General features: G+C 74.7%; 6 protein-coding genes. 2 read left to right on the top strand and 4 right to left on the bottom strand.

Annotated elements, in window-relative coordinates; translation table 11 throughout:
* Positions 1-122 precede the first annotated feature (122 nt).
* Positions 123-1,013: an undecaprenyl-diphosphate phosphatase gene (locus tag BCD49_RS15610; RefSeq protein WP_007517088.1), complete on the top strand. Its 891-nt coding sequence runs from the start codon at positions 123-125 to the stop codon at positions 1,011-1,013.
* Between the two features lie 187 nt (positions 1,014-1,200).
* A complete protein-coding gene (locus BCD49_RS15605) occupies positions 1,201-3,039 on the top strand; it encodes an IclR family transcriptional regulator domain-containing protein (RefSeq protein ID WP_083401474.1) in 1,839 nt (612 codons plus the stop codon).
* A gap of 25 nt (positions 3,040-3,064) precedes the next feature.
* On the opposite strand, the gene BCD49_RS15600 is transcribed toward BCD49_RS15605, so the two are convergent.
* From BCD49_RS15600 to BCD49_RS43545, 4 genes are all read right to left on the bottom strand, one after another.
* Positions 3,065-5,248 carry a WD40 repeat domain-containing serine/threonine protein kinase gene (locus BCD49_RS15600; RefSeq protein WP_007517090.1) on the bottom strand — a complete coding sequence of 728 codons (2,184 nt, stop codon included), beginning with the start codon at positions 5,246-5,248 and terminating at the stop codon, positions 3,065-3,067.
* Between the two features lie 146 nt (positions 5,249-5,394).
* On the bottom strand, positions 5,395-7,650 hold the full coding sequence (locus tag BCD49_RS15595; RefSeq protein WP_007517091.1) for a WD40 repeat domain-containing serine/threonine protein kinase: 2,256 nt from the start codon (positions 7,648-7,650) through the stop codon (positions 5,395-5,397).
* The gene (locus tag BCD49_RS15590; protein WP_007517093.1) at positions 7,647-9,866 is read right to left on the bottom strand and encodes a WD40 repeat domain-containing serine/threonine protein kinase; all 2,220 of its coding nucleotides are present in this window, start codon (positions 9,864-9,866) and stop codon (positions 7,647-7,649) included. The genes BCD49_RS15595 and BCD49_RS15590 overlap by 4 nt, the downstream gene beginning before the upstream one ends.
* A 148-nt stretch (positions 9,867-10,014) precedes the next feature.
* Positions 10,015-12,255, bottom strand: coding sequence for a WD40 repeat domain-containing serine/threonine protein kinase (locus tag BCD49_RS43545; RefSeq protein ID WP_442960495.1), 2,241 nt, complete (start codon positions 12,253-12,255; stop codon positions 10,015-10,017).
* Positions 12,256-12,383 lie beyond the last annotated feature (128 nt).

The following is a 12,383-nucleotide window of genomic DNA, read 5'->3' as shown; positions in this document are numbered from 1 at the left end:
CTTGCCGTAGACGCCACCCACGTCGGCACCCCCGGAGACGCCTCCGCCCTGCCCGCCCGCGGGGTGACCACCCGCGAGGCCGGCCGCCTGGGCGCCGTCCGGCACTCCCGTGTGGCGGCCGCGTGAACTGGTTCCAGGGTGGTGTCCTCGGCCTGGTCCAGGGACTCACCGAGTTCCTGCCGGTCTCGTCCAGCGCGCACCTGCGCATCCTGCCGGCACTGGTGGGTTGGCCGGACCCGGGCGCCGCGTTCACGGCCGTCAGCCAGATCGGCACCGAGACCGCCGTCATCCTCTATTTCCGCAAGGACATCGCCAAGATCGTCTCCAGCTGGGCTCGGTCCCTGGTGAACCCCAAGTACCGCGGATCCCAGGAAGCCCGGATGGGCTGGCTGATCATCATCGGGTCGATCCCGATCTCCATCCTTGGCGTGACGCTCAAGGACTCCATCGAGGGCCCGTTCCGGGACCTGCGGCTGATCGCGACGACGCTCATCGTGCTCGGCCTCGTCCTCGGCGCCGCGGACTGGTACGCCGCGCAGGCGGGCAGGCAGGGCCGGCATGCGTTCCCACGCCGGCGCAAGACCGTCGAGGACCTGACCACCCGGGACGGTGTGCTCTACGGGCTTGCCCAGTCGCTCGCGCTGATACCCGGTGTGTCCCGCTCGGGCGCGACGGTCAGCGGTGGCCTTTTCCTCGGCTACACCCGGGAAGCGGCGGCCCGCTACTCGTTCCTGCTCGCGATCCCGGCCGTGCTCGCCTCCGGGTTGTTCGAGCTRAAGTCGGTCGCGGACGGCTCCGACGGCGACGTGGCCTGGGGGCCGACGATCCTCGCCACCGTGATCGCCTTCGTCGTCGGCTACTCGGCGATCGCCTGGTTCCTGCGGTACATCTCGACGAAGAGCTTCGCCCCGTTCGTGATCTACCGCGTCGCCCTCGGCGTGTTCCTGCTGGCCCTGATCGCCTCCGGCCACCTCGACGCCCATGCCGGCGCGGACGCGGCGACCTCCGGCTGACCCACCCGGCCCCCGGCCTCGCGCGGACACGAGAGACCCGAGGTCCTGCCGCGTCGGCCTCGCCTGATCTGGCCGTACCCGGGCAGGGGCCCGGCGACCAGACCTCCGAGGTTCGCCTGTCGAACCATCGTTCGTAGTCGACCCGAGTTTCGGTTGTCTTCTCATGCGTGTCAGCATCAGGAGACCTATGGCCGCCACGACGCCGACGTACCCGACCGGGAACCGTCCGCCCGCCGCATCCGCGGGCGATCGTGACGCCCCCGCCGGCGGCACTGACCCCGCCACCGACCGTGGCGACGTCGTCGGGCCGCTCGAGCGGGGCCTGGCCGTGCTGCGCTGGCTCGCGGCCCGCGCCGACTCCGGCCCGGCCGTCGGGCCCCGCCCGGCCCCGCTGGCCGAGGTCGCCCGCGCCACCGGCCTCGCCCGCGCCACCGTCGACCGGGTGGCCGCCACCCTGGCCGCCGACGGCCTGGTCCGCCAGGACGGCCGTACGGTCACCCTCGCGCCGCGGCTCGCGGCCCTCGGCAACGCCTACCTCGCCTCGTGCCGGATCCCGGACGTGCTCGCCGCGACCGCGGCGCGCCTGGCGGACACGTTCGACGAGTCGGTCTCGGTCGCGGTGCCGGACGGCGATGGCGTCCGGTTCGTCCTGCAGGTGACCCGACGGCGCGCCATGTCGCCGGTGTTCCGGGTCGGCGACCTGCTGCCGGCCGAGCGGTGCGCGCCCGGCGCGCTGTTCGCCGCCGACTGGGCGCCGGCGCGCTGGGCGGCCTGGCGCGCCCGGGTCGACACCGACCCCGGCTACACCGGCTTCCCCGCGCTGTGGTCACCGGCGTCCCACCCGGCCGGTACTCCGATCGCGGGCCCCGGCGACGTAGAGGACTCGGCCCCCGGACCCGAGGCGGGCGCCGTCACCGGCTTCGCCGCCCGAAGCGCCGCGGCCGCCCGGGCCGGCCACGCGGTCGACGACCAGCTCGTCGAGGCCGGGCTGATCGCCGTCGCCACCCCGATCCACGACCGCCGGCCCGGCTCGCCCACCGCCGGCCACGTCATCGCCGCACTCAGTGTCGTCAGCCATACCAGCCGGCACACCGCGAGCTCGCTCGCCGCCGACGTCCTGCCCCGGCTGCGCGCGGCCGCCCTCGACGCGGAGGCGGCGCTCGCCGCCGACGCGGCCGCCCCGAACGCCGGGTCGGACGCCTGGCCAAACGCGGACCTGCTGCGCGAGACCAAGGCAGAGCTCGGTTCCGGCTACCTGCAGTCGATGGCCCGGGGCCTCGCGGTGCTCGGCGCGTTCGGCGCCGGCTCGCGGGCCCCGACGCTCGCCGACCTGGCGCGGGCCACCGGACTGCCCCGGGCGACCGTGCGCCGCTCGCTGCTGACCTTCGGCCACCTGGGCTACGTCGCCAGCGACGGGCGCCGTTTCCGGCTGCTACCCCGGGTGCTGGAGCTGGGCTACGCGGCGGTCACCGGCCTCTCGCTCGCCGACCTGGCCGAGCCGCACCTGACCGAGCTCGTCGCCGCGGTACGCGAGTCGGCGTCGGTGGCGGTGCTGGCCGGGGACGAGATCCGTTATGTCGCCCGCGTCCCGGCGAGCCGGATCATGAGCGTCGCGATCACCATCGGAACGCGGTTCCCGGCGTACCCGACGGCGATGGGCCGCGTGCTGCTCGCCGACCAGCCGCCTGCCGCCCTCGCTGAGCGGCTCTCCCGCCTGCCGGCGGCCGGCCCGACGGCGCGCGCCGTCACCGATCCGGAGCGGCTGCGCGCCCTGGTCGCCGACGCCGCCCGCGACGGCTACGCGTTGGTGACGGGCGAGCTCGAGGAGGGGCTGCAGTCGTTGGCCGTGCCGCTGCGCGACCGCGCCGGCCGGGTGGTCGCCGCGGCGAACGTGTCCATGCCCGCCGGCCGGGTCCCGCCCGAGCACGCCCGCGGTGTGCTGCTGCCTCGGCTGCGCGTGGCCGCCGCCGCCATCGAGGCCGACCTGCGCACCGTCACCGCCTACCGCGCCTCGCCGGGGGTCTGAGCACGACCCGCCCGCGCGGCGGAGGTCAGTGCAGGTTCCAGAGACGGAGCTTGTCGCCGCTTTCGGCGGCGATGAGGACGCGGCCGTCGGGTGAGAACCGCACCCAGTTCCCCGAGGTGGGCAGTGTCTGGCCGACGGGGTGGGGCTTGGCGGGATCGGTGACGTCCCAGAAGCGGACGGTCTGGTCCGCGCTGCCGGCGAAGGCGAGGGTCGTGCCATCGGGGGACAGGGCGATGTCATTCGTGCCAACCGTCTCACCGACGGAGATGGGCGGTCCGACAGGGGTGGGGGCGGTGGGCTTGGCGAGGTCCCAGATACGGATGTCGCCGCCGAGGACGACCAGGAGATGGCCGCCGCGGGCGAACAGGAGCCGCGCGGTATGCCCGGCGCCGACCGGTTCGGTGAGCGGTATGGGACTCGCGGGGTTGGTGACGTTCCAGAGCTGGAAGGCGCCGGCTCCGGTGGTGGCGAGCGTTCGGCCGTCGGGGGAGAACGCCACCGGCCCGTAGGCGTCCTTGGTGACGACCGGCCCGCCGATGCGCGAGGGCCTGGTGGGTTCGGTGATGTCCCAGAGCTGGACCGTGTCCGCGGCCGTGGCGAGGATGTGGCCGTCCGGCGACAGCGCCAGGTGGACGGTGTTCTGGATCTGGGCGACGGTGAAGGCCTCGCCCAGCTGTACGGGGTGGGCGAGATCCGTGACGTTCCAGAGGCGGACCTGGTTGTCTGCGACGTCGATGTCGGCGGCGGCGCCGATCTCCTCGGCGGCGAGGATATGGCCGTCGGACGACGACGCGAAACCCCAGCTGTCCGTGGTGGTCCCGCCGATGGTGACCGGATCTCCGGGGTCCGTGACGTTGTAGAAGTGAATGGTCCCGGCGGCGGCGACGTCTCGAACGGCGACGGTCCGGCTGCCCAGGAACTCCGCGGCGTCGCCGAGCAGAGGACGACTGTAGGGGCTGGGCGCGGTGGCGGCGAGTCTCCCCGCGGTCGTCGTCGTGGCGGTCCGCACCGGCGTCGTCGGCGATGTCCCCGGGCTGCCACCAGTCCCGTCCCCGCCGCCTGTCGTGAGGATGATCGCGGGAATGGCGACCGCGGCCACTATCGCGGTGGCGAGCGCGGCGATCAGGACGTTGCCCGGTCGACGTCGGGCAGACCGCCGCCGGGTCGGCGGGGCGGTGATGGCCGGGTCCTGGCGTGGCGATGTGTGGTCTGCCTGCTGGGCGGTCGGTGCCGCCTCACCGGCCGGCCAGGTCGGCGGGGGCGTGGCCGGTGCCGGCACCGGGAGCGGGCCGGTGGACGCCGCGTCCGTCTCGGCGGTGTCGAGGCTGGCGAGATGTGGTGCGGCGCCGCGGGAGCTGTCTGGATCCAGGACGCCGCGGAGATGGTGGAGGGCGAGGAGGAGCTGCTCGGCGCTGGGGCGTTCGGCGGGTTTCTTGGCCATGGCCTGGGCGACGAGCGGCCTCAGCGCGCCGGGGATGCCGGTGAGGTCCGGGGTGTCATGGACGACGCGGTGCAGGATCACCGGGGTTGGCCCGTTACCGAACGGGGTGCGGCCGGTGGCGGCGAAAAGGGTGACAGCGCCCCAGGCGTAGATGTCGGCCGGGGTCGCGGCGGGACGGCCGAGGGCCTGTTCTGGAGCCATGAATCCGGGAGTGCCGATCGAGCCCTGGGTCAGGGTGGCGTTGTCCAGCGCGCGGGCGACGCCGAAGTCGATGACGCGGGCGCCGGACGACGACAGCAGGATGTTGCCGGGCTTGAGATCCCGGTGGACGACGCCGGCGGCGTGAATGGCGGTCAGTGCCGAGGCGATGTTGATGAGGAGACGGTCGAGCTCGCCGGTGGCCAGAGGCCCGCGTTCCCGGACCGCGACCCCCAGGGTCGGGCCGTCGATGTACTCGGTCACCAGGTAGGGGCGTGCGCCGTCGGTGGCGACGTCGAGGACGGCGGCGGTGCAGAACGGCGCGACCCGGCGGGCTGCCTGGGCCTCCCGCAGGAACCGTTCCCGGAACTGCGGGATCCGGGCCAGGTCGGGCCGGATCACCTTGACCGCGACGAGTGGCCGGGCGTCGGGCCCGTCGGCGCGACGGGCAAGGTAGACGCTGCCCATGCCGCCGTCACCGAGCCGGCCGAGCAGCTGGTAGGGCCCGAGGCTGGTCGGGTCCATCTCGTCCAGTGGCGCCACACCCGGCGGCATCACCGCCACGTCCATCCCCCCGCCGCACGACGCGACCCGGCCCCACCCCAGTGACGTCGACCGAAGTGAGGAACTCCACGGAGGTTATATCGCGCTAACGCCACCATCCGGGCACGACCCGTGTCCGCTGGACGACCTGCCGGCGCCGCGACCGGCGGCGGTCAGCGCAGGCGCCACAGGCGGACGGTGTGGTCGTGGCTGGCGGAGGCCAGAGTCGCGCCGTCGCGCGAGAAGGCGACCGAGTAGACCCAGGGATCGGCGCCGGTGTGGCCGATGAGCTGGCCGCGGGAGTGCGGCCGGCCCCGGTCCGTGACATCCCAGAGGGTGACCGTGCCCGTGCGGTCGCCGCTGGCGAGAGTGCCGCCGTCGGGGGAGAAGGACAGGGCGAGGACGGAGTCGTGGTCGGCCGCGCCCGTCCTGCCAGTGCCGCCGGCTGCGCGCACCGGCCCGCCCAGGGCGGTCGGGCTGGTGGGCCGGCGCACGTCCCAGAGCCGGATGTCGCCGTCGGAGCCCGCGCTCGCCACCGTCGCGCCGTCCGGCGAGAACACGACCGACCGCACGTCGCCGGTGTGCCTCACGGGCGTCTCGGCGAGCAGCCTGGACACCCGGGGGTGGCTGACGTCCCAGAGGCGGACCGCGCCGTCGCCGCCACCGGTCGCGAGGGTGGCGCCGTCGGGAGAGAACGCCAGCGTCCACACCGCGCCGGTCTTCGGGCCGCGCAGCGTGCGCACGGGCACGGGGTACATCCGGTCGCTCAGGTCCCAGAGGCGGATGGTGCCGTCGGCGCCGGCCGTGGCCAGGACGTTCTGGCCGGGGTCGAAGGCGACCGCCTTGATGGCGTCCCGCTGGCCGCCCGACAGGTCGTCGGTGAGGAGAACGGGACGCGTCCGGTCCGTGACGTCCCACAGGCCGCACCAGCCATGGTCGCCCGCGACCGCGAGGGTCGTCCCGTCGGGGGAGAACACCGCGGCGAGYGCGGCGCCGTCCCCGGGACGCAGCGAGCCGTCCTCGTGGCGGGTGATCGGCTGGCCCAGCGGCGTGGGGCGCTTCGGATCGGCGAGATCCCAGAGCCGGACGGTGCCTTCGGCGCTCGCGGTGGCGAGCGTCCCGCTGTCCGGGGAGAACGCGGCCTCGTAGACGCCGGCGGTGAACGCCGTCAGCGGCCGGCCGAGGAACTGGGGCCGCGCCGGGGCGGTGGCGGTGGGGGTCGCGGTGGTCGATGGCCGAGTCCCGGCGTCCTCCCGCCCGCCCGACCCGAGACCCGTGGTGAGCGCCGCGGTGAGCGGGACGGCGACCGCCGCCGTGACGACCGCCGCCGCCAGCGCGGTGAGCGGGACCGTCAGCCACCCCCGCCGCGCCGCGTCGTCGGCAGGGCCTCCCAGGTGCCGCGGCGGACGTGCCCGGTCGAGCGCACGTCGCCACCACGGCCCGGGCAGTACCGCCGTGGAGTCGAGGCTCCTGCCCGCCCACCCGTACCCGCCGCCCGTGGCCCCTTGGTCGGCGACGTCGACGGGCGCGGGGTCGACGGGCGCGGGGTCGGCGCCGGCGCCGCCGGCGAGCAGCAGGCTCAACAGCTCCGCCGCGGTGGGCCTGTTCTCGGGGTGCTTGTCCATGGCCCACTCGACGAGCGGGCGCAGCGCGCGAGGCAGGCGGTCGAGGTGGTCGGGCGGGTCACGCTCGATCCGCAGCAGCGTCTGGGGAGTCGACGCCGCCAGGAAGGGGGGCTCGCCGGACGCGGCGTAGACGAGGACCGCGCCCCAGGCATGGACGTCCCCGGCCTCGCCGACCCGCTCGTTGCGCGCCTGCTCGGGGGCCATGTACGCGGGCGTGCCGATGATCCGCTGGCTGAGCAGCGTCGTGGCGTCCGGCGGGCGGGCGATGCCGAAGTCGATGACCCGCGTGCCCTTCGCCGACAGCATGACGTTGCGCGGGCTCAGGTCCCGGTGGACGACACCGGCGGCGTGGATCGCGACCAGCGCCGCCGCGATCTCGATGGCCAGGCGTTCCAGCTCCGCCGCCCGCAGGGGCCGCGGCTCGGCCCGGCCGTATGGCTCAGCGTGGCCGTACGGCTCGACCCGCTCGGACAGCGTCGGGCCGTCGATGTACTCCATGACCAGGTACGGGCTGGGGCCGTCCATGTTCACGTCGAGGACCTCGGCGGAACAGAACCGGGGAACCCGCCGCGCGGCCGCCGTCTCGCGCGCGAAACGCCGCCGGAAGTCGGGCAGCTCGGCCAGGTGGGCGTGGATGATCTTCACGGCGACATGCCGGCTCGGGTCACCTTCCGCGGCCCCGGGGCGGTCGGCCAGGTAGACGGTGCCCATTCCGCCGGTCCCGAGCCGTCGGAGCAGCCGGTACGGCCCGATCGCGACGGGTCCGCCGTCAGGGCGCTCGTCCACGGCTCGCGGCGTGATCATCGCAGTGTCCAGAGCTCGATGCCGTTCACGTCGCCCGCCGCGCCGGTGGCGAGGACGGAGCCGTCGGGGGAGAACACCGCGGTGACCACATCCCCGGTGTACTCGCCGGGGCGGGTGATGCGCGCCTGCTCGATCTCCCTGGCCTGGGCCGGGTCGGTGACGTTCCAGAACCGGACGTCGGCGTCCTCGCCGCCTGTCGTGGCGAGCGTGCTGCCGTCGGGCGCGAAAGCCATGGCGAAGTACGCGGGGCCGAGGATGAACAGGGGTTGGCCGAGCGGAACCGGCTCCACGGGGTTGGCGATGTTCCAGAACCGGATGACCCCCGGCATGCTGTCCGCGGTGGCGAGTGTCCGCCCGCCGGGGGAGAGGACCACGCCGTCGTAGGCGGGGATCTCGCCAGGCGGGTCGAGGCGGGTGGGACGGGCGGGGTCGGTGATGTTCCATCGATGGCTCCCGGTGACGAGCATGTGCCCGTCGGGGGAGAACGCGACCCCTTCGCGCGCCAGGTAGACCGATTCGTTGGGCAGGGGCTGGCCGACGGCCGCGGGGCGCGCCGGGTTCGCGACGTCCCAGAGGCGGACGGTCTCGTCGTTGGCGGCCGTGGCGAGCAGGCGGCCGTCGGGAGAGAAGGCCACGCCGAACACGATGGCCGTGTGGCCGGTGAGGGACGAGCCCCGCGGGATGGGTGAGGCCGGATGGGTGACGTCCCAGAGGCGGACCGTCTGGTCCTCGCCCACGGTCGCCAGCAGGCGGCCGTCGGGTGCGAAGGCCACGTTCTCCACCCCGCCGGAGTGGCCGGTCAGCGGCTTGCCCAGCGCGGTGGGAGCGGCGGGGTTCGTGACGTTCCAGAGGCGGACCGTGCCGTCCTGGCTCGCGGTAGCCAGCGTGTGTCCGTCGGGGGAGAACACGGTGGCGTTCACCGCGCCGGTGTGACCGGTGAGCGGTGAGCCGGCGAGGCGCGGCGGGGTACGGGCGAGCCGGTCGGCGGTCGTCGTTCGGGGCGTCGCCGCCCGCGTCCCGGTCGCCGACGAGGCAGCGGGGCCCCTCGCCCCTTCGCGGTCGGACGTGCGGAGAACGATCGCGGTGATGGCCACGACCGCCGCGACGGCCAGGGCGAGCGCGAGGGCCAGCGGGCGGCGCGACGACCAGCGACCCCGCTGCCGCCCGGGCGCCGCCGCCGCCCCGGCCGATCCCGCCGCCATGGCGGGACGGATGGCGGCCACATCGTCCTCCCGCCCGGCCGCCACGGGCGACATGCCGGCGGTTCGGGTCCTCGTCTGAGCTCCCGCCAGGCCCGGCGGCGGGGTGGACGGCGTGCCCGTGGGTCGCTCGCCGGAGGTCGGCGCCGGCCTCGGAGCGGCTCGGAGGTGGTGCAGGGCGAGGAGGAGCTCGTCCGCGTCGGGCCGCCGCGCGGGATCCTTCGCCATCGCGCGCGCGACGAGGGGACGCAGATCGGCGGGGACACCGGAAAGATCGGCGGTCTGCCTCACCACACGGCGAAGGATCTCCGGTGTCGGCCCCTCCCCGAAGGGGGGCCGTCCGGTGGCGGCGAAGAGCACGACCGCGCCCCAGGCGTAGATGTCGGCGGCGGGGGCGGCGGGTTGGCCGAGGGCCTGTTCGGGGGCCATGAAGCCGGGGGTGCCGATGGTGCCGTGGGTGAGCATGGTGGTCGCGTCGAGGGCGCGGGCGATGCCGAAGTCGATGACGCGGGCGCCGGATGACGAGAGCAGGATGTTGCCGGGTTTGAGGTCGCGGTGCACGACGCCGGCGGCGTGGATCGCGGTGAGCGCGGAGGCGACCGCGACCGCCAGGCGCGCCAGCGCGGTCGCGGCCAGTGGGCCGCGCTCGTGGACGGCCTCGCCCAGGGTGGGCCCGTCGATGTACTCGGTGACCAGGTAGGGCAGCCGGCCGTCGGTGCTGACGTCGAGAACCTCGGCCGTGCAGAACCGCGCGACCCGGCGGGCGGCCTGCGCCTCCCGCAGGAACCTCTCCCGGAACTGCGGGATCCGGGCCAGATCCGGCCGGATCATCTTCACCGCGACCAGCGGCTGGCCATCCCGAGTGGGCATGGGCTCGGCGGCGTTCTGGCGGCGGGCGAGGTAGACGCTGCCCATGCCGCCGTCGCCCAGCCGTCCGAGCAGTTGGTAGGGCCCGAGGCTGGTCGGGTCCGTCTCGTCCAGTGGCTCCACACCCGGCGGCATCACGGCCACGCCCATCCCCCCGCCGCACGACGCGACCCGGACCCCATCCCGACGACCCGCGCCGGAGCGAGGAACTCCGCAGGAGGTTATATCGCCCTAAGGCCACCATCCGAGCACGACCCGTGTCCGCTGCACGACCTGCCGGCACCGCGATCGGCGGCGGTCAGTGCAGGTTCCAGAGGCGGACGGCGAAGCTGTCCCCGGCCTGGACGAGGACGGCGAGGGCGTGCCCGTCGGGGGAGAACGCCACGCCGGCGTTGCCGGACGCGGCGCCGGTCAGCGGCCAGCCGATCGCCGCGGCCTTCCCGGGGTCGGTGACGTCCCAGAAGCGGACGTTGCCCTCGAGACCGTCGGCGCTGACGAGGGTGCTGCCGTCGGGGGAGAAGGCGATGTCGAACCCGCCGTTGCTCGGTACGTCGAAGATCGGCTGGCCGAGGGGAGTGGGTCCGGCCGGGGCGGTGAGGTCCCAGAAACGGATCGCGACGCCGACGGCCACCAGCGTCCGGCCGTTCGGGGAGAAGGCGACCAGCCAGGCGCCGCTGGCGTCGACGGCGTCACCGACGGGAGTCGGGCTCGTCAGGCTGGTGATGTCCCAGAGCTGGACCGTGCCGTCGCCCCCGCCGACGGCGAGGCGGTGGCCGTCGCGGGAGAAGGCGAGATCGACGATGCCGTCGGCGCGGCCGATCGGCTTGCCGAGAGCCTTGGCGGCGGCCGGCGACGTGACGTCCCAGAGCTGGACGGTGCCGTCCTCCTTGCTGACGGCCAGGGTGTGGCCGTCAGCCGAGAAGGCGACAGTGGCGTTCTCGGCGGGCACCGGCTTGCCGACGGGCGTCGGGCTATCGATCTTGGTGATGTTCCAGAACCGGACCGTCTGTCCCTCGACGGCCAGGGTGCGGTCGTCGAGGAAGTGGAGCGATGCCCAGTCCTCGTGGATGTCGAGAGGCTGGCCGAGGAGAGTGGGGGTGTCGGGCTTGCTGGCGTCCCAGAAGCGGACGACGCCGTCGCCGCTCGTGGCCAGTATCTGGCCGTTCGGGGAGTACGCCACGCTGAACGCCGAGCCGGTGAACGTCCCGGCGAAAGGACTGGGCGGGACCTTGGACAGGGTCTGCGCGGTGGTGACGCGCGCCGGGGCCGCCGCCGACGCCGACGCGCCGAGCGTGGCCGATCCGGAGGGCGTCGTCGCCGCGTCCGTCCCCTTGTCCCGGTCGGCGGTGGCGAAGATGATCACGGGCACGGCCGCGGCGGCAACGACGGCCGCGGCGATGGCGACGGCGAGCCGGCGGCGGCCCGCCCGGCGTTTCCCGGGCGCCCCGCCAGGCGCGTCGGCGAAGGACCCCGGCCGTGCCGGCCGGCCGGTGGTGGCGGCGGTGGCCGGGGCCGCCCAGCCGGCCGTGGTCGATCCGCGTCGGGGCGGCGGGAGTGGGGTGGTGGCCAGGCTGACCAGGTCGGTGGCGTCGTCGGACCCCCGCGGCGATGGCGCGCCGCGGGGCGCCCTGGGGGCGGTGTGGACGCGGTGCAGGAGGAGGAGCAGCTCGTCGGCGGTGGGACGTTCGGCGGGGTTCTTCGCCATCGCGCGCGTGACGGTGGAACGCAGGGCGCTGGGGAGACCGGCGAAGTCGGGCGTCTCGGTCACGACGCGGTGCAGCACGGCCGGGGTCGGGCCCTCGCCGAAGGGGGGCCGTCCGGTGGCGGCGAAGAGCACGACCGCGCCCCAGGCGTAGATGTCGGCGGCCTCGGTGACAGGCCGGCCGAGGGCTTGTTCGGGGGCCATGAAGCCGGGGGTGCCGATGCTGCCGTGGGTGAGCATGGTGGTCGCGTCGAGGGCGCGGGCGATGCCGAAGTCGATGACGCGGGCGCCGGATGACGAGAGCAGGATGTTGCCGGGTTTGAGGTCGCGGTGCACGACGCCGGCGGCGTGGATCGCCGTCAGCGCGGAGGCGACCGCGACGGCGAGCCGCTCGAGCGCGGTGGCCGGCAGCGGGCCGCGTTCGCGGACCGCCTCCCAGAGGGTGGGCCCGTCGATGTACTCGGTGACCAGGTACGGGCGCGAGCCCTCAGTGCTGACGTCGAGGACCTCGGCCGTGCAGAACTGGGCGACCCGGCGTGCCGCCTGCGCCTCCCGCAGGAACCGGTCGCGGAACTGGGGAATCCGGGCCAGGTCCGGTCGGATCACCTTCAGCGCGACCAGCGGCGCCTCCTGGCCATGCCCTGGGCCCTGGCCATGCCCGGCGTCGCCAGCGGGCCTGGTGGCACCGGCAGGTCCGGTGACGGCGCCAGGTCCCGTGGCGCTCCGGCGGCGGGCGAGGTAGACGCTGCCCATGCCACCGTCACCGAGCCGTCCCAACAGACGGTAGGGCCCGACCGTTCTCGGGTCGGTCTCGTCGAGCGGCGCCACCCCCGGCACCACGGCCACGGCATCCTCCGGCCCGAACGACTGGCCGTGTCCGTCTTCCCGACAGGCCTGGGAGATCTTCTTCGCGGACCTTATATGCCGCTTCGCTGGCACACGCGGCCGAGTAACCGTTACGACAG

Source organism: Pseudofrankia sp. EUN1h (genome assembly GCF_001854645.1).
In the GTDB taxonomy this organism is placed as follows: Bacteria; Actinomycetota; Actinomycetes; order Frankiales; family Frankiaceae; genus Pseudofrankia; species Pseudofrankia saprophytica.
Note: the sequence above shows the minus strand (reverse complement) of the source record. Positions and strands in the feature narration are given on the sequence as shown.